Origin of the sequence: Amycolatopsis sp. (assembly GCF_036008905.1) — a bacterium.
Lineage (GTDB): Bacteria > Actinomycetota > Actinomycetes > Mycobacteriales > Pseudonocardiaceae > Amycolatopsis.
This window is the reverse complement of sequence record NZ_DASYMU010000052.1, coordinates 208,934-225,449: the sequence shown is the minus strand read 5'-3', so window position 1 is coordinate 225,449 and position 16,516 is coordinate 208,934. Positions and strand designations below refer to the sequence as shown.

The following is a 16,516-nucleotide window of genomic DNA, read 5'->3' as shown; positions in this document are numbered from 1 at the left end:
AGTGCGTAACAGTGTTCTAACACTGTTACGCACTCACGACCCACCTACTCGGCCGCGCTTGCTTCAGCTGAGTTTGTCGACCACGAACTCGATGCTCTGGGTCAGCTTCGTGATGTCATCCGGGTCGATGGCCGGGAACATGCCGACACGAAGCTGGTTCTTGCCGAGCTTCCGGTACGGCTCGGTGTCGACGATCCCGTTCGCCCGCAGCACCTTCGCGACCGCGGCCGCGTCGATCTCGTCGGCGAAGTCGACCGTGCCGACGACCTGCGAGCGCAGCGACGGATCGGTGACGAACGGCGTGGTGTAGCTGGTCTTCTCGGCCCACTGGTACAGCCGGGTCGAGGACTCCAGCGTGCGCGCGGTGGTCCACTCGAGGCCGCCGTTGCCGAGCATCCACTCGATCTGGTCGGCGAGCAGGAACAGCGTCGCGACGGCAGGTGTGTTGTACGTCTGGTCCTTGCGCGAGTTGTCCAGCGCGGTGGTCAGCGAGAGGAACTCGGGGATCCAGCGGTCGCTCGCGCCGATCTCGCCGATGCGCTCGACGGCCGCGGGCGACACCAGCGCCAGCCACAGGCCACCGTCGGAGGCGAACGACTTCTGCGGCGCGAAGTAGTAGACGTCGAAGTCCTCGGCGTTGACCGGCAGGCCACCGGCACCGGACGTCGCGTCGATCGCGACGAGGGCGCCTTCGCTGCCCGCGGGACGGCTGACCGGCACCATGACACCGGTCGACGTCTCGTTGTGCGCCCAGCCGACGAGGTCCACGCCCGGCTCGAAGACGATCTCCGGCGCGCTGCCCGCGTCGGCCTTCACGACTGTCGGGTCGCCCAGGAACGGCGCGCCCTTGGTGACCGAGGCGAATTTCGAGGAGAACTCGCCGTAGGTGAAGTGCTGCGACCGCTCACGGACGAGACCGAACGCGGCGGCGTCCCAGAATGCGGTCGTCCCGCCGTTTCCGAGGATGACCTCGTAGCCGTCGGGGAGCGAGAAAAGCTCGGACAGACCCGCGCGGACCCGGCCCACGAGCGACTTCACCGGCTTCTGGCGGTGGGAGGTGCCGAGGTACTTGGCACCCTCTTTCGCCAGGTTGGCGAGCTGCTCGTCGCGGACCTTGGACGGTCCGCAGCCGAAACGGCCGTCGGCGGGCTTCAGTTCAGCGGGGATGGTCAACTCGGCTGCGTCGCTCATACAGGCAGTGTCCCAGGTTCCATTCCGGCCGGTAACGGCGGTGGCCGAGTGTCCGATAGGTGGGATCGATGAGTGAGCACGGATCGCCCACGGCCCCCTTTCCGACCGATTTCGGACCGGTTAGCGAACGTCCGCGCCCGCGATGGGGCTGGTTCGTGCTGTTCGGGCTGAATGTCGTGATCCACCAGCTCGCCTGGTCGGAGTCCGAAACCATCGGCGTGGCTTTGGGGCGCCGTCGCCGCTGGGCGCATCTGCTGAACGCGGGCCGCTGACCGCTGTCCCGGCTGCCGTGGACGAAGTCGAGGAGTGGCGGGACCTCGACCGGCCGGAGCACGTCAACGGCTGGGCGGTACTGCCGGACGGCCGTGCTGGCCACCCGGACCGTCCTGGTCTACGGCGAACCCAGGCTCGGCGAAGCCGCTGTCGGCCTCCGTGAAGGCCCGATCTCCGCCAAGGCGGACTTCTCCGCCGGGTACGTTCCTCAACCATGACAACCGTTCAGGCACTGTTCCCGGCGCCACCGGAGGCCATCTGGCAGGCGCTGCCCGCCGCGGTCACCGGGAAGACGCCGTTCTACAACTCGCAGCAGGGCACCGTTTCCTTCAGTACATCGATGTCGCTGCTCACCTGGGGACAGAACGTCGTCGTCCAGTTGAGCCCCGGCCCGCAGGGGACGATGGTGACGGTGAACAGCAACATGAAGTTCGGGCTGTTCGACTGGGGCGAGGGCAAGCGGATCGGCAACCGGTTCATCGCCGCTGTCGCCTCCACGATCCGCGTCGCCCCTTACCCACAGTCCTAGCTCGTGAGTGGCTACGAGTGTTCTAACCCTCGTAGCCACTCACGAGCCACCTACCCGGCTGCGCTCGCTGCTCAGGCGGTCCAGCCGTTTTCGTCGACACCGCCGGGGATCGGGGCCGCCGGGTCGTACGGCGTGCGGGTGAAGATGAAGGTCGCCAGGTCGAGGTGGTTCGGCGTGCCGTCCGACGCCCGTCCGACGCGCAGCGTCTCGCCCGCGTAGTAGCCGTCGAGGCCGATCCAGACGTCTTCGCCGTCAGGCCGGAAGCGGGACGCGCGGCCGGAGGCGTCGACCGGGGACAGCAGGAACGAACCTTCGGGGAGCAGTCGCAGGTGGTACGGCGTCGGGCCCCAGTGCCAGAGCCCGGTCAACGACAGGAGCGCCGGGTCCACTGTGGACGGACGCCAGTCCTCCGGCAGCGCGGGTTCGTGCTCTTCGGCGATCGTGATGAGGTCGATGGCCACCTGCACGACGGCGACGCCGGCCGTGGTGTTGGCCAGCACCAGCGCACCCGTCTGGGTGGCGGGGTCGATCAGGCTGCAGGCGACGAACCCTGGCATCGAGCCGGTGTGCCCGGCGAACCGGCGGCCCTGGTGGCGCACGAGTTGCAGGCCGAGGCCGTAGCCGATGTTCCAGGCGTCGCCGTCGTCGACGGTGACCATCTCGCGCATCTCCGCGACGGTGTCCGGGCTGAGCACGTCACCGGTCTGCCCGCCGACGAACGCCGTCCAGCGCGCGAGATCGTTGACGGTGGACCAGAGCTGGCCCGCGGGGGCCATGGCGCCGGCGTCCGGCGACGGCTCGGGGAGTAGCACGTCGGCGAAGGGATGCACGGCGTAACCGGTGGAGTGCGGCGCCTGCGCATCCGGCGTGGTGCGCGACATACCCAGCGGCTTCAGGATTTCGGCGTGCACGGAGTCGAGGCAGCTCGCGCCGCGATACCGCGCGACGAGCTCACCGAGCACGCCGTAGCCCACGTTCGAGTAGTGGAACCGGCTGCCGGGACGGTTCCTGATCGCGTTCGTCGCGAGGCTCTTGTCGAGTGCCGCCCAGTCGGCGCCGGGGCTGCGCTCCCACCACGAACCCGGCGATTCCGAGGTCAGCCCGGAGGTGTGGGACAGCAGCTGCGCGATCGTCGCCGAGCCGAAACTCGTGCCCTGGACGTGCTTTTCGAGCGGGTCGTTCAGCTCCAGCTTGCCCTCGTCACGCAGCCGCATGACGTTCACCGCGACGATCGACTTCGTGATCGAGCCGAGGCGGTACTGCGTGTCGTTGTCCGGCCGGTCGCCGTCGACGAACCCGCGCCCGCCCCACCAGGCGAGCTCGCCGTCACGGACGACGGCGGCGACCACGGACGGCGCCCGGGTCGACGCCTGCTCGTGCGCTAGGCGGCGGAGGAGGGCGAGATCAGTCGTAGGCAGCATCCCGGCATTGTGCCTCTTCCGCCCGCGAGGTCATTCGAGGAGGTGGCGGGACATGGCCGTGGTCACCGCGGCGGTCCGGTCCGACACGCCGAGCTTGTTGAACACCCGCAGCAGATGGGTCTTCACCGTCGCCTCGCTGATGTGCAGCGCGCGACCGATGTCGCCGTTGGTACCGCCCGTCGCGACCAGCCGCAGCACCTCGACCTCCCGCGCGGAAAGCACCTGGGTCACCGGATTCCGGACCCGGTTGACGAGCTTGCCCGCCACCGACGGCGCCAGCACGGTCTCCCCGCGCGACGCCGCCCGGATCGCCCCGGCCAGCTCGGCCCGCGACGCGTCCTTCAGCAGGTAGCCCGAGGCTCCGGCCTCGACCGCGCGCAGGATGTCCGCGTCCGTCTCGTACGTCGTCAGCACCACGACCCGCCGACCAGGCGTTTCCGCGAGGATCTTCCGGGTCGCGCCGACGCCGTCGAGTCCGGGCATCCGCAGATCCATCAGGATGACGTCGGGCTGCTTGACCCTCGCCAGCGCGACGGCTTCGTCGCCGGAACCGGCTTCGCCGATGACGCTCAGATCGGCTTCGGCTTCCAGCATGCCGCGCAGGCCCTCGCGCACCACCGGATGGTCGTCGACCAGCATGATGGTGATCACGCGGGCACCTCCAGTTCCACGGTCGTTCCCTCGGTTCGTCCACTATGGACCTTGACCGTCCCGCCCACCTGCTCGGCCCTCGCCCGCATCCCACGCAGACCGAACCCTTCGGCAGGCGTCTCCGGGTCGAACCCGACGCCGTCGTCGGTCACGCTCAGCCGCACGGATCTGTCCACAACGGACAGTCGCACTTGGACCCGTGACGCCTCCGCGTGCTTCCGCACGTTGGTCAGCGCTTCCTGCGTGGCCCGCAGCAGGACCACTTCGGCGGCCGTCGCCAGTATCGGCAGCGGGCCGTCGACCTCGAACGACACGGTGACCGGCGATTCCTCGCCGAGCCGCTCGGCCTGCCGACGCACCGCGTCTTCCAGTGAACCCGCTGTCAACGCCGACGGCGTCAGTGCGGCCACCATCGCCCTCGCCTCCGTCAGGTTTTCCCGCGCGGTGCGGGCCGCGAGGTCGAGATGGCGCCGGGCGGCGACCACGTCGGTGTCCAATTCGGACTCGATCGCCTGCGTCAGTGCCACGATGCTGGTGAATCCTTGTGCCAGCGTGTCATGGATTTCCCGCGCCAGCCGCTCGCGTTCGGCGGAAGTCCCGGCCTCGTGGGAAAGCCGGGCCACTTCCGCCTGGCTCGCCTCGAGTTTTTCGATCAGCTCGGCACGTTCCCGGCTCTGCTCGATGATGCGCGACGTCCACCGTCCCACCAGCAGTCCGAAGACGACCAGCAGGGCGGTGATCGGCAGCAGTGTGCTGAGACTCGGTTCGTCGAAACCGAACCGGACGATCACCGAAACGGGGACCAGCACGACGCCCACCGTGGTGATCACCGAGGCGACCCAGGTCGACAGCGACATGTACATCAGCGGGCACACCGCGAACAGGATGAAACTCGCCGAAGTGCAGGTGAACATCGCCACCAGGAACAACATCGCCACCAGTACGGCGAAGGTCACCGCCGAGTCGCCCACGTCGCCGGGCCCGATGAGCCGCCGCCCGGTCGCCAGGTAGGTGATCGCGATACCGCACAGCGCGAGCGTGCTGGTCACCTTCAGAGCCGTCGCCGTGCCGTCGGTGGTCACGACCAGGAACAGGGTGATCCCGAAGGTGATCGCGAAGTAGACGTCCCACAGCCAGTACCAGCGATCCCAGGCGTCGCTCATTTTTCGGTGTTCGTCCAGCGGAACGTCAGCTTGCACAGCACCAATCCCACCACGCACCACGCACCGAGCACCAGCGCGACCGTCCCGAGTTCCCAGGTCCCGGCCAGTTCGAAGGCCGCGGCCTGCTCCGGCAGGAACACCGAGCGGAAGCCTTGGCAGATCCACTTCACCGGGAAGAACGACGCGATGTCGACCATGACCTTCGGCAGGTTGCTGATCGGCGTGACGAACACCCCGGAGATGAACTGCAGGGAGATGTAGACCAGGTTGATCAGCGCCACCGCGCCGTTCGCCGATCGCACGACCGAGCTGATGACGATCCCGAGCAGCGCGCAGCTGATGACACCGAGGGCGAACACCCAGAGCAGCGTGAGCCATTTCGCCGGTTCGCTTGGGAGCTTCAGATCGAACAGCGCCATCGCGACGGCCAGCATCAGCACGACTTCGGCGACGCTGGTGACCGCGACCAGGATGATCTTGCCGATGAAGTACGAGGTCGCGGGCATCGGCGTGCCGCGCAGGCGTTTGAGCGTGCCGTCCTCGCGGTGGGCCGAAAGCCCGATTCCCATGCTGTTGAACGACGTCGACACGATGCCCGACCCGATCATGCCCGCGGCGAGCATCTGCCCGGAGGACATGCCCGGCCCGAAGTCGCCACCGCTGATCATCGAGCCGAGCAGGATCATCAGGATGGTCGGCAGGGCGAAGGTGAACACCACCTGTTCGCGGTGCCGGAAGAACTGGCGTAGCTCGGTGCCGCCCCGGGTGAGCCCCATGGCCAGGGTGTTCGGCAGGACCATGGTGGTCATTTCCGCTCTCCGATCAGGTCGAGGTAGACGTCTTCCAGGGTCGGCCTGGTGACGGTGAGTCCGGCGAGCTCCCTCCCCCCAGCAGAGAGCTCGTGGATGACTTTGGTGGGGAAGTTCGTCCGTTCGACGTGCTCGCCGCGCTCGTCCTCCCAGCGGACGGTCGCTTCAGCGCCGGCGCGGCCGCCGAGGGTCTGCGGTGTGCCTTCGGCGACGACCCGGCCACGGGCGATCACGGCCACGCGGTCGGCGAGCGCTTCGGCTTCGTCGAGGTAGTGCGTGGTCAGCAGGATCGTCGTGCCCTCGGTGGTCAGATCCTTGATGAGGCCCCAGAACTGGCGTCGCGCCTCGGGATCGAAGCCGGTGGTCGGCTCGTCGAGGAACACGAGCTCGGGCCGTCCGATGATGCCCAGCGCGACGTCGACCCGACGCCTTTGCCCGCCGGACAACGACTTCACGCGTGTCCCGGCCTTCTCGGTCAACCCGACCTTCTCGACGACCTCCATCGGGTCGAGCGGGTCGGCGTAGAACTTCGCGAAGTGCCGCACGGTCTCCGCGACGGTCAGTTCGGCCGCGTCGCTGGCCGTCTGGAGCACGATGCCCAGGCGTGAGCGCCATTTTCGCCCGGCGGTTCCGGGGTCCTCGCCGAGTACGAGCGCCTCGCCCGCTGTCCGGTTTCGGTGTCCCTCAAGGATTTCGACGGTGGTCGTCTTGCCGGCGCCGTTCGGGCCGAGCAGGGCGAACACCTCCCCACGTTCGATCTCCAGGTCGAGGCCGTCGACGGCGACGTGCCCCGGGTACTCCTTGCGCAGTCCGCGCACTTGCACCGCTTTGGTCATGTCCTGATCGTGCTGCGCGGGAGGGGGTCCGCGGGACGTCCGGCAAGTTGAACCCGGCTGTCCACCGTTCGGTGGACACGGGTGTCTCGACGTGCAGGTTTCCCGTGGAACCACCGATCTTGTTGACAGAGTGTCTAACATGACTACATGTCTCATAAGAGGGTGACGGCCAGTGACGGTGTACGCCTCTCGGTCCGGGTGACCGGTCCGGACGACGCGCCGACCGTTGTGCTGGTCCACGGCTATCCGGACAACGGTTCGATGTGGGACGGCGTGGTCGCCGAGCTCTCGGGACGGTTCCGCTGCGTGGTGTACGACGTGCGCGGCTCGGGCGAGTCCGACAAGCCGCGAGGTCGCGCGTCCTACAAGTTGGACCAGTTGGCCCGAGACCTGCGCACGGTCATCGACGAGGTCAACCCCGAAGGCAAGGTCCACCTGCTGGCGCACGACTGGGGCTCCATCCAGGCCTGGCACGCGGTGACCGGCGACGAGCTGCGCGGCCGCCTCGCATCGTTCACCTCGATCTCCGGCCCGAGCCTGGACCACGCGGGCGCTTGGTTCCGCGCGAACCTGCGGCCGAGCCCGCGCCGGCTGAAGAACGCGCTGACGCAGTTCGCGCACTCCGGCTACATCCTGTTCTTCCAGCTCCCGCTGATCCCGGAACTGTTGTGGCGCACCGGAATCATGCGTTCGCTGATGAAGAGGCTCGATCCCGCGGGCGGTGTTTCCGAGACCGCCGACGGCGTGCTTGGGCTGAACCTGTACCGCGCCAACATGATGACGCGCCTATCCCGTCCGGCGCCCCGGGCCGCCGACATCCCGGTGCAGGTGCTCGCGCCCAACGGCGACGCGTTCGTCAGCACGCCGTTGCAGACCGAGGTCGAGCGCTGGGCGCCGGATCTGCGCGTACGCAAGCTTGTTGGTACCCACTGGATCGTGCGCAGCAAGCCCCGCGTGATCGCCGAAGCCGCCGCCGAGCTGATCGACCACGTCGAAGGCGGCGAGGAATCGCGCGTGCTGAAGCGGGCGCGAGTCGTTCCCGGCAAGGGACGTTTCGCGCACAAGCTCGTGGTCATCACCGGTGCCGGGAGCGGGATCGGCCGGGCGACGGCGTTGGCGTTCGCCGACGAAGGCGCGGACGTCGTGCTCACCGACATCAACTCCGGCGCCGCCGCCGAGACGGCGAAACTGGTGCGCGCCAAGGGTGTCAGCGCCGGTGAGTACACAGTGGACTCTTCTGATGGTGACGCCGTCGGCCAGTTCGCCAAGCAGGTGCGCGACGAATTCGGCGTGCCGGACATCGTCGTGAACAACGCCGGGATCGGCATGTCCGGGTCGTTCCTCGATACTTCGGTCGCCGACTGGGAACGTGTCATCGACGTCAACCTGTGGGGCGTGATCCACGGGTGCCGCGCGTTCGCCGGTCAGATGATCGAGCGGTCCGAAGGCGGGCAGATCGTGAATCTCGCTTCGGCGGCGGCTTTCCTGCCGTCGAAGATCCTTTCCGCTTACGCCACCACGAAAGGCGCGGTGCTGACGCTCAGCGTGAGCCTGCGCGCGGAGCTCGCGGCGGACCAGATCGGTGTCACGGCGATCTGTCCCGGGATCGTGCACACGAACATCACCAGTACGACGAAGTTCGTCGGTGTCGACGAGCAGGAGCAGGGACGCCGGCAGAAGGCGTCGACGAGCCTGTATGCCAAGCGCGGGTTCGGCCCCGACGGTGTGGCACGCGATATCCTGCGCGCGGTGGAACGCGATAGCGCGGTCGTGCCGTCGACACCGGAAGCCAAGGTGGCGTACGTGCTTTCGCGCCTGACACCCGGTTTGCTGCGCCAGGCGGCCAAAATGGACGTCACCCCTTGAGCGGACCCCGTAGACCACGCCGGATGTCACCCCAGGCCCGGCGGGAAAACCTGATCGCCGCGGCGCTCGAACTGTTCGGCAGCCGGGCGCCCGAACTCGTGACGGTGGACGACATCGTGGCGCGCGCCGACGTCTCGCGGCCGTTGTTCTACCGGTACTTCTCGGGTATCCGCGAGCTGCAGGTGGCCGCGCTGAAGACGGTCACCGACGGCTTGATCGACGGCCTCGCGCAGATGCAGGAGGGCACACCGCTGGAGCGCCTTCGCGGCGTGGTGCGCGGGCTGATCGCGGTGGCCGACGAATACCAGGCCGGGTACATCGCGTTGCTGCGCGGGGGATCGGTGATCGCGACCTCCGAAACGGACGCCGTCGTCGACCAGGTCCGCGACCGCGCGGTCGAGCTGATCCTGGAGGCGACCGGCGTCAGCGAGCCGTCTCCGTTGCTGCTGCTCACTTTGCGCTGCTGGACGGCCGTCGTCGAGGGCACGTTGCTGAGCTGGCTTCAGGAACGCTCCGTGCCGCGTGAGGAGCTCGACGGGTGGCTGGTGGACCAGTTGGTGGCGATGGTGTCCGCCACGGCCCGGCATGAGCCTGCGGGCACGGCTTGGGCGGGTGGCTCGTGAGTGGCTACAAGTGTTCTAAGTGCCTGTTTTGGAACCTGGCTAGGTGGTCCTGGCCTGCTTTTCGCGGGTCAGGCGCCTGGTCATCATAGTGATCGTGGATAGGTTGATGAATGCCGCGGAGTGGTCGGTGAGGCGTTCGTAGTCGCGGACGTTGCGTCGGGCTTGGGTGATCCAGGAGAAAGTGCGTTCGACGACCCAGCGGCGGGGCAGGATGACGAAGGATGTCTGCCCGGCGATCTTTTTGACGATGTGGAGGGTCAGGCGCAGGGTTTCTTTGGCCCAGTCAACTAGTGCTTTGCTGGTGTAGCCGCCGTCGGCCCAGACCCAGGTGACGCCGTGTTGGACCGCGTGCAGCGCCGCTAGTAGCAGTCTCGCGGCGGTGCGGTCCTGGTTGTTGGCTGCGGTGACCAGCACGACCAGCAGCAGGCCTTGGGAGTCGGTGGCGATGTGGCGTTTGCGGCCGTCGATTTTCTTTCCGCCGTCATAGCCTCGTGAGGGGCGGCTGACGGTTTCGGCGGCTTTGACTGATTGGGAGTCGATCACCGCCGCGGACGGTGCTGGGTTCCGTCCTGCTGTGACCCGGATTTTCTCGCGTAGCCGATCACGGATCTTGTCGAACACGCCGGCTTTGCCCCAGCGGGTGAAGAACCCGTGCACTGTTTGCCAGGGCGGGAAATCCGACGGCAATGCTCGCCATTTGATGCCGTTGTCGGTGACGTAGCGCAGTGCGTCCATGATCGCGCGGCGGTGGTGTTTCTCCGGTCGGCCACCCGCGGCGGTCTCGGAGGCCGGTGTGGGGAGCAACGGCTGCAGCAACGCCCACTCGGCATTGGTGGTGTCGGAGGGGTAGCGACGGGTGCGACAGCCCGCTGACGTGGGCTGATCGGTGACACGGTACAAAGAAGATCGGGCCTCTGCTGGTCGTGATCATGATGTGGTGTCTAGATCATTAGCAGAGGCCCGACCCATGCCCACTGTCGGGATCAAAAACAGGCTCTTAGAACACTCGTAGCCACTCACGAGCCACGCTGGGTCGGACCCTTAAATCAGGTCCCAGCCCTCCACCTCTTCCGGCTTCCGCGGCCCAGGGCCGACGTATTTCGCCGACGGGCGCACGAGACGTCCGGTCCGCTTCTGCTCGAGGATGTGCGCGGCCCAGCCGGCCGTGCGGGCGGAGCTGAACATCGCGGGCATCATGTGCGGCGGCACCTCGGCGAAGTCGAGGATCACCGCGGCCCAGAACTCGACGTTGGTCTCGATCGGGTGATCCGGGCGGCGCTCGCGCAGCTCGGTCAGCGCGGCCTGCTCGAGCTCCGCAGCGATCTCGTAGCGCTTCGCGCCGAGTTCCTTGCAGGTCCGGCGAAGCACGCGCGCCCGCGGGTCCTCCGCGCGGTACACGCGGTGACCGAAGCCCATCAGCCGTTCCTTGCGGTCGAGGATGCCCTTGACCAGACCACGCGCGTCACCGGTCTTCTCGACCTCGGCGATCATCGGCAGCACCCGCGCCGGCGCGCCACCGTGCAGGGGGCCGGACATCGCGCCGATGGCACCGGACATCGCGGCGGCGACGTCGGCGCCGGTGGAGGCGATGACCCGGGCGGTGAACGTCGAAGCGTTGAGACCGTGTTCCGCGGCGGAAACCCAGTAGGCGTCGACGGCCTTGACGTGGGCCGGGTCCGGCTCGCCGCGCCAGCGGACCATGAACCGCTCGGTGATCGACGCGGCTTCGTCGACCCGCGACTGCGGCACGGCGGGCTGGCCGATACCGCGCGCCGACTGCGCCACGTACGAAAGCGCCATGACCGAGGCGCGCGCGAGCTGGTCGCGGGCTTCGGCGTCGCTGACGTCGAGCAACGGGCGGTAGCCCCAGATCGGGGCGAGCATGGCGAGCGCGGCCTGGACGTCGACACGGACGTCGCCGGTGTGCACCGGCAGCGGGAAGGGCTCGGCGGGCGGGAGACCGTGCCCGAACCGGCCGTCGACGAGCAGGCCCCAGACGTCGCCGAAGGTCACCTTGCCCGCGAGATCCTCGATGTTGACCCCGCGATACCGCAACGCGCCGCCGTCGCGGTCGGGCTCGGCGATCTCGGTGCGGAAGGCGATGACGCCTTCGAGCCCCGGGCGGAATCCGTCGTCAGGCTCGTCTTTCTTACCCGGACTGGTCGATACGGGAGCTGACGTAGTCACTATGCGTAGACCCTTTCGATGCGCGTTCCCCGAACAAATTCCTCACGCGCGGACAGGCCCAGCCAAAGCGCGCCTCATCGCACGGTTGGACACACCTTGCTCCCCCAACTGCGCAGTAGCAATCGAAAGATGTGGTGCTTTCGGTCACGATTACGAGAACGATTCAGTTGAGAGGGTGTCCTGCACGTAAATCCTGTGTTTCCAGATGGGGCGAGGCGGCCGCGACGGTGATAGACCTTTCCCATGCATCTGAGCCCACAGGAGCGGGACAAACTGCTCATCCACGTGGCCGCCGACGTCGCGCGGCGCCGGCTGGAGCGTGGAGTGCGCCTGAACTATCCGGAGGCCGTCGCGCTCATCACCGAGCACGTACTCGAAGGCGCACGCGACGGCAAGACGGTCAGTGAACTCGTTTCGAGCGGCCGTAGCGTGCTTTCTCGTGCGCAGGTGCTCGAAGGCATCCCCGAAATGATCGATTCCGTTCAGGTCGAGGCCACCTTCCCCGACGGGACGAAACTCGTCACCGTGCACGACCCCATTCCCGGGGGTGGCGGGGTGCATCCGGGCGAAATCATCCCGGCCGACGACGCACCGGTGGAGCTCAACCCCGGCCGCCCGCGCACGCGGCTGCTGGTGCGCAATCTCGGCGATCGCCCGATCCAGGTCGGTTCGCACTACCACTTCGCCGCGGTCAACCCGGGGCTGGAATTCGACCGCGACGCGGCGAGCGGGCACCGGCTGGACGTGCCCGCCGGGACGTCGATCCGCTTCGAACCCGGGGTCGAACGCGAAGTCGATCTTGTCCCGCTGGCCGGTAACCGCGTTGTGCCGGGGCTCAGGATGGAGAACTCATGACGTCGATCGACCGTCAGCGCTACATCGAGCTGTTCGGGCCGACGGTCGGCGACCGGATCCGGCTGGCCGACACCGATCTGCTGATCGAAGTCACCGAAGACCGCAGCATGGGCGCCGGTTCCGGTGACGAGGTGCTGTTCGGCGGCGGCAAGGTGATCCGCGAGTCGATGGGCCAGGGCATGGCGACCCGTGCGGAAGGCGCGCCGGACCTCGTCATCACCGGTGCGGTGATCCTCGACCACTGGGGCATCGTCAAGGCCGACGTCGGTGTCCGAGACGGCCGGATCGTCGGCATCGGCAAGGCGGGCAACCCGGACACCATGGACGGTGTGCATCCGGCGCTGGTCATCGGGCCGTCCACGGAAATCCTTTCGGGCAACGGGAAGATCCTCACCGCGGGCGGCGTCGACTGTCACGTCCACTTCATCTGCCCTGAGCTCATCGACACGGCACTGGCCTCTGGGCTGACGACGTTGGTCGGCGGCGGCACCGGCCCGACCGACGGCAGCAAGGCCACCACGGTCACGCCCGGTGCCTGGAACATCGGCCGCATGTTGCAGGCGATGGACGACCAGCCGATCAACATCCTGTTGCTGGGCAAGGGGAACACTGTCCGCTCGGACGCACTGCGCGAACAGCTCGTCGCCGGAGCCGGCGGGTTCAAACTGCATGAGGACTGGGGCTCGACGCCCGCCGCGATCGACGCCTGCCTCACGGTGGCCGACGAATCCGGTGTCCAGGTGGCGATCCACACCGACACGCTCAACGAAGCCGGATTCCTCGAGTCCACTGTGGACGCGATTCGCGGGCGCTCGATCAACGCGTACCACACCGAAGGCGCGGGCGGCGGGCACGCGCCGGACATCATCAAGGTCGTCGGGCAGCCGAACGTGCTGCCGTCGTCGACCAATCCGACCCGTCCGCACACCGCGAACACCCTCGACGAGCACCTCGACATGCTCATCGTCTGCCACCACCTGAACCCGTCGGTGCCAGAGGACCTCGCGTTCGCGGAAAGCCGTATCCGGCCGACGACGATCGCGGCCGAGGACATCCTGCACGACATCGGCGCGATCTCGATGATCAGCTCGGACTCGCAGGCGATGGGCCGCATCGGCGAGGTCATCATCCGGACCTGGCAGACAGCGCATGTGATGAAACGCCGTCGCGGCGCGCTTCCCGGCGACGGCCGCGCGGACAACCTGCGCGCTCGTCGCTATATCGCCAAATACACGATCAACCCGGCCATCGCGCACGGGATGGAGCGCGAGATCGGCTCGGTGGAGGTCGGCAAGCTCGCGGATCTTGTGTTGTGGGAGCCCAAGTTCTTCGGGGTGCGGCCGCATGTCGTACTCAAGGGCGGGTTCTCCGCGTATGCGGCGATGGGCGACGCCAACGCGTCGATCCCGACCCCGCAGCCGGTGCTGGCGCGGCCGATGTTCGGTGCGGCGCCCGCGGTGGCGTCGGCGAGCAGCCTGTTCTTCGTCGCGCCGGAGGCGATCGACGCCGGGCTGAAGGAACGGCTCGGTGTCGCACGTGACCTGGTGCCGGTGTCGAACATGCGGCAGCGGACCAAGGCCGACATGATCCTCAACAACGCGCTGCCGGACGTCCAGGTCGATCCGGACAGCTTCGCGGTGCACGTCGACGGCGACCTGATCGAACCGCAGCCGGTGAGCGAACTGCCGATGGCGCAAAGGTATTTCCTGTTTTGATGGACTTGTCCGCGTTGATTCTGGCCGACTCCCGGTTCCCCGGGGGCGGGCATGTGCACTCCGGTGGGCTTGAAGAGGTCGTCGCGCGCAAGCTGATCCGGCATGAGCGTGACTTGCCTGGGTTCTTGAGCGGGCGACTTCGGACAGCAGGCGAGTTGGCGGCGGTTTTCGCGGCGGCCTCGGCGCATGCCGCGGCTCGAGGTGTCCACAAGGGACACTGGCGGGTGCTCGACGTCGAGCTGGATGCCCGTACGCCTTCGTTGGCGCAGCGGGAAGCGTCTCGCGCGCAGGGGCGCGGGACAGCGCGGGCCGGTCGGATCGCGTGGCCTTCGCCGGTGCTGGACGGGTTGTTGGCGGTGACACCGCGGCCGCATCATCCGGTGATGCTGGGGGCGTTGGTCGGGGTCGCGGGCGGGTCTCCGCTTGATGCCGCTGCGGCGGTGGCGTACCTGGCCGTCAGCGGTCCGGCTAGTGCGGCGGTCCGGCTGCTGGGGCTGGACCCGTTCGCTGTCAACGGTGTTGTCGCCCGGCTTTCCGGAGAACTGCGGGCGGTGGCTGAGCGCGCCGCCGCTGTCGCCGGGGACGATCCGGCCGCGTTGCCCGCGCCGGGTTCGCCCGCATTGGATCTGCTCGCTGAGGCACACTCACGGCATCACAAGGAAGAGGTGCGTCTCTTTGCCAGTTGAAGAACACGGTCACGGACATGGTCACGGCCATGTGCATCCAGTCAACTTCGATCCCACCGCCGCTGAGCCCGATCCGTACGCCCCGGCGTCGACGGCTGGGCGTGCCTATCGGATCGGTATCGGTGGGCCGGTCGGCAGCGGTAAGACCGCGCTGGTCGCCGCGTTGTGCCGGGCGCTGGGCGACGAGATCGACCTCGCCGTGGTGACCAACGACATCTACACCACCGAAGACGCGGATTTCCTGCGCAAGGCCGGAGTGCTCGATGTCGAACGCATCGAGGCCGTGCAGACCGGTGCCTGCCCGCACACCGCGATCCGCGACGACATCACCGCGAACCTCGACGCCGTCGAGCGGCTCGAGGAGAAGTTCCCCGGGCTGGAACTGGTGATCATCGAAAGCGGCGGTGACAACCTCACGGCCGTGTTCAGCCGGGGACTCGCGGACAGTCAGGTGTTCGTGGTCGACGTCGCCGGTGGCGACAAGGTGCCACGCAAGGGCGGGCCGGGGGTGACCACCGCGGATCTGCTGGTGATCAACAAGGTCGACCTCGCCCATCTCGTCGGCGCGGACATGGACGTGATGACCTCCGACGCGCACCGCATGCGGGGCGAGCTGCCGGTGATCAACCAGTCGCTGGTCGCCACGCCCGACGCGCCGGACGTGGCGAAGTGGGTGCGCTCGCTGCTGTGAAGGCACACGCGCTCCTGGTCGCCGAGTGCGACGACACCGGGCACACGACGCTGAGCGAGCTCCGCTCGATGGCGCCGCTGACGCTGTTTCCCAAGCGGCGCGGGGGTTCCGTGGCGATCGTGCACCTGGTGAACTCGGCGACCTCGCCGCTCGGCGGGGACGAACTCCGGCTGACCGTGCGCATCGGCCCCGGCGCCCGCGTGCGGCTTTCCGGCGTCGCGGCGACGATCGTGTTGCCAGGCCAGCACGGCGAGCGCAGTCTGTCCATTGTGGACATCAAGATCGGGGCGGGCGGGGAACTGGAGTACCTGCCGGAGCCGGTCGTCGTCACCGCGCGGGCCCGGCACTTCGCGGAACTGTACGCATCACTAGCCCCCGACGCGAAGCTGCGGACACGCGAGGTTCTCGTCCTCGGCCGGACCGGTGAGCGTCCCGGGCGGATGACGACGTCGCAGCACGTGGTGCGCGGCGGGATTCCGTTGCTACGGCAGACTTTGGAGATCGGTGACCCTGCGCTGGATGCCAGCGTCGCCCACCTGGCCGGTCGCCGCGTCCTCGCTACCGAGCTTGTCATCGACGACTCCGTCAAGGCCGAAGCCGCCAGCGGCGACTGGTGGTCCCGAACCCCTCTCGCCGGAGGTGGCACCCTCACCACCGCCCTCGCCCACGACGCCGTCGAAGCCCACTCCAACCTGGACTCCGTAAACTCAGCCACGCGGGCTTTTAGATCTTGAGACTCAGTCACAGCGACTCGCGTCCGCCCAACGGGCGGGAGTCTTCACCGCGCCTGCCAATAAACACAGGCTTCTAGCCGTACCTCTGCACGAAACCACCAGCTTTGAGCCGTACAGGCCTGAGGCCAACCACCTCTGGCCGTACCTCTGAAGGTGACCACCGTTGGCCGTGCCTCCCGACCCAGCACCCCTCGTGAGTGGCTACGAGTGTTAGAACACTCGTAGCCACTCACGAGCCACCCACTCAGCTGCGCGTGGCTCCCCGGGGCAGGTCACGTTGGATGGG

Annotated in this window: 18 protein-coding genes; 10 read left to right on the top strand and 8 right to left on the bottom strand. The window is 67.8% G+C overall.

Annotation, left to right across the window (positions count from 1 at the left end; translation table 11 throughout):
• Positions 1 to 63: 63 nt before the first annotated feature.
• On the bottom strand, positions 64 to 1,191 hold the full coding sequence (serC, locus tag VGP60_RS11075; protein ID WP_327547826.1) for a phosphoserine transaminase: 1,128 nt from the start codon (positions 1,189 to 1,191) through the stop codon (positions 64 to 66).
• A gap of 68 nt (positions 1,192 to 1,259) precedes the next feature.
• On the opposite strand from serC, the gene VGP60_RS11070 reads away from it, so the two are divergent.
• From VGP60_RS11070 to VGP60_RS11060, 3 genes are all read left to right on the top strand, one after another.
• On the top strand, positions 1,260 to 1,463 hold the full coding sequence (locus tag VGP60_RS11070; RefSeq protein WP_327547825.1) for a hypothetical protein: 204 nt from the start codon (positions 1,260 to 1,262) through the stop codon (positions 1,461 to 1,463).
• Between the two features lie 93 nt (positions 1,464 to 1,556).
• A complete protein-coding gene (locus tag VGP60_RS11065; RefSeq protein WP_327547824.1) occupies positions 1,557 to 1,682 on the top strand; it encodes a hypothetical protein in 126 nt (41 codons plus the stop codon).
• The gene (locus tag VGP60_RS11060) at positions 1,679 to 1,993 is read left to right on the top strand and encodes a hypothetical protein (RefSeq protein ID WP_327547823.1); all 315 of its coding nucleotides are present in this window, start codon (positions 1,679 to 1,681) and stop codon (positions 1,991 to 1,993) included. The genes VGP60_RS11065 and VGP60_RS11060 overlap by 4 nt, the downstream gene beginning before the upstream one ends.
• A 71-nt stretch (positions 1,994 to 2,064) precedes the next feature.
• Here the strand turns inward: VGP60_RS11060 and VGP60_RS11055 are convergent, their stop codons facing one another.
• The 5 genes from VGP60_RS11055 to VGP60_RS11035 are packed head-to-tail and all read right to left on the bottom strand — an operon-like array spanning position 2,065 to position 6,873.
• Positions 2,065 to 3,414 (bottom strand): serine hydrolase domain-containing protein, encoded by a 1,350-nt coding sequence (locus tag VGP60_RS11055; protein ID WP_327547822.1) that lies wholly within the window; start codon positions 3,412 to 3,414, stop codon positions 2,065 to 2,067.
• Between the two features lie 30 nt (positions 3,415 to 3,444).
• Positions 3,445 to 4,065, bottom strand: coding sequence for a response regulator transcription factor (locus VGP60_RS11050; protein WP_327547821.1), 621 nt, complete (start codon positions 4,063 to 4,065; stop codon positions 3,445 to 3,447).
• The gene (locus VGP60_RS11045) at positions 4,062 to 5,228 is read right to left on the bottom strand and encodes a sensor histidine kinase (protein ID WP_327547820.1); all 1,167 of its coding nucleotides are present in this window, start codon (positions 5,226 to 5,228) and stop codon (positions 4,062 to 4,064) included. Before VGP60_RS11045 ends, VGP60_RS11050 begins: the two co-directional genes overlap by 4 nt.
• Positions 5,225 to 6,037, bottom strand: a complete 813-nt coding sequence (locus VGP60_RS11040; RefSeq protein ID WP_327547819.1) for an ABC transporter permease — start codon at positions 6,035 to 6,037, stop codon at positions 5,225 to 5,227. The genes VGP60_RS11045 and VGP60_RS11040 overlap by 4 nt, the downstream gene beginning before the upstream one ends.
• Positions 6,034 to 6,873 (bottom strand): ABC transporter ATP-binding protein, encoded by an 840-nt coding sequence (locus tag VGP60_RS11035; RefSeq protein ID WP_327547818.1) that lies wholly within the window; start codon positions 6,871 to 6,873, stop codon positions 6,034 to 6,036. The genes VGP60_RS11040 and VGP60_RS11035 overlap by 4 nt, the downstream gene beginning before the upstream one ends.
• 162 nt (positions 6,874 to 7,035) lie before the next feature.
• On the opposite strand from VGP60_RS11035, the gene VGP60_RS11030 reads away from it, so the two are divergent.
• Both VGP60_RS11030 and VGP60_RS11025 read left to right on the top strand, forming a co-directional pair.
• Complete coding sequence (locus VGP60_RS11030) at positions 7,036 to 8,739, top strand: SDR family oxidoreductase (protein WP_327547847.1); 1,704 nt, start codon at positions 7,036 to 7,038, stop codon at positions 8,737 to 8,739.
• Between the two features lie 23 nt (positions 8,740 to 8,762).
• Positions 8,763 to 9,362: a TetR/AcrR family transcriptional regulator gene (locus VGP60_RS11025; protein ID WP_327547817.1), complete on the top strand. Its 600-nt coding sequence runs from the start codon at positions 8,763 to 8,765 to the stop codon at positions 9,360 to 9,362.
• A gap of 39 nt (positions 9,363 to 9,401) precedes the next feature.
• Here VGP60_RS11025 and VGP60_RS11020 read toward each other — a convergent pair whose 3' ends face one another.
• Both VGP60_RS11020 and VGP60_RS11015 read right to left on the bottom strand, forming a co-directional pair.
• The gene (locus VGP60_RS11020; RefSeq protein WP_327547816.1) at positions 9,402 to 10,262 is read right to left on the bottom strand and encodes an IS5 family transposase; all 861 of its coding nucleotides are present in this window, start codon (positions 10,260 to 10,262) and stop codon (positions 9,402 to 9,404) included.
• Between the two features lie 141 nt (positions 10,263 to 10,403).
• Positions 10,404 to 11,549, bottom strand: coding sequence for a citrate synthase 2 (locus tag VGP60_RS11015; RefSeq protein WP_327547815.1), 1,146 nt, complete (start codon positions 11,547 to 11,549; stop codon positions 10,404 to 10,406).
• 243 nt (positions 11,550 to 11,792) lie between these two features.
• Between VGP60_RS11015 and VGP60_RS11010 the strand changes: the two genes are divergently transcribed.
• The 5 genes from VGP60_RS11010 to VGP60_RS10990 are packed head-to-tail and all read left to right on the top strand — an operon-like array spanning position 11,793 to position 16,230.
• The gene (locus VGP60_RS11010) at positions 11,793 to 12,404 is read left to right on the top strand and encodes an urease subunit gamma (RefSeq protein WP_327547814.1); all 612 of its coding nucleotides are present in this window, start codon (positions 11,793 to 11,795) and stop codon (positions 12,402 to 12,404) included.
• Complete coding sequence (locus tag VGP60_RS11005) at positions 12,401 to 14,119, top strand: urease subunit alpha (RefSeq protein WP_327547813.1); 1,719 nt, start codon at positions 12,401 to 12,403, stop codon at positions 14,117 to 14,119. Before VGP60_RS11010 ends, VGP60_RS11005 begins: the two co-directional genes overlap by 4 nt.
• Complete coding sequence (locus VGP60_RS11000; RefSeq protein ID WP_327547812.1) at positions 14,119 to 14,805, top strand: urease accessory protein UreF; 687 nt, start codon at positions 14,119 to 14,121, stop codon at positions 14,803 to 14,805. The genes VGP60_RS11005 and VGP60_RS11000 overlap by 1 nt, the downstream gene beginning before the upstream one ends.
• Before the next feature lie 31 nt (positions 14,806 to 14,836).
• Complete coding sequence (gene ureG / locus VGP60_RS10995) at positions 14,837 to 15,496, top strand: urease accessory protein UreG (protein ID WP_327547811.1); 660 nt, start codon at positions 14,837 to 14,839, stop codon at positions 15,494 to 15,496.
• Positions 15,493 to 16,230: an urease accessory protein UreD gene (locus VGP60_RS10990; RefSeq protein ID WP_327547810.1), complete on the top strand. Its 738-nt coding sequence runs from the start codon at positions 15,493 to 15,495 to the stop codon at positions 16,228 to 16,230. The genes ureG and VGP60_RS10990 overlap by 4 nt, the downstream gene beginning before the upstream one ends.
• Positions 16,231 to 16,516 lie beyond the last annotated feature (286 nt).

What these genes read in the sequence shown, in the direction of transcription:
- serC (WP_327547826.1), bottom strand. Translation starts at nt 1,191, where the DNA reads ATGAGCGACGCAGCCGAGTTGACCATCCCCGCTGAACTGAAGCCCGCC.
- VGP60_RS11070 (WP_327547825.1), top strand. Translation starts at nt 1,260, where the DNA reads ATGAGTGAGCACGGATCGCCCACGGCCCCCTTTCCGACCGATTTCGGA.
- VGP60_RS11060 (WP_327547823.1), top strand. Translation starts at nt 1,679, where the DNA reads ATGACAACCGTTCAGGCACTGTTCCCGGCGCCACCGGAGGCCATCTGG.
- VGP60_RS11055 (WP_327547822.1), bottom strand. Translation starts at nt 3,414, where the DNA reads ATGCTGCCTACGACTGATCTCGCCCTCCTCCGCCGCCTAGCGCACGAG.
- VGP60_RS11045 (WP_327547820.1), bottom strand. Translation starts at nt 5,228, where the DNA reads ATGAGCGACGCCTGGGATCGCTGGTACTGGCTGTGGGACGTCTACTTC.
- VGP60_RS11040 (WP_327547819.1), bottom strand. Translation starts at nt 6,037, where the DNA reads ATGACCACCATGGTCCTGCCGAACACCCTGGCCATGGGGCTCACCCGG.
- VGP60_RS11035 (WP_327547818.1), bottom strand. Translation starts at nt 6,873, where the DNA reads ATGACCAAAGCGGTGCAAGTGCGCGGACTGCGCAAGGAGTACCCGGGG.
- VGP60_RS11025 (WP_327547817.1), top strand. Translation starts at nt 8,763, where the DNA reads ATGTCACCCCAGGCCCGGCGGGAAAACCTGATCGCCGCGGCGCTCGAA.
- VGP60_RS11010 (WP_327547814.1), top strand. Translation starts at nt 11,793, where the DNA reads ATGCATCTGAGCCCACAGGAGCGGGACAAACTGCTCATCCACGTGGCC.
- VGP60_RS11005 (WP_327547813.1), top strand. Translation starts at nt 12,401, where the DNA reads ATGACGTCGATCGACCGTCAGCGCTACATCGAGCTGTTCGGGCCGACG.
- VGP60_RS11000 (WP_327547812.1), top strand. Translation starts at nt 14,119, where the DNA reads ATGGACTTGTCCGCGTTGATTCTGGCCGACTCCCGGTTCCCCGGGGGC.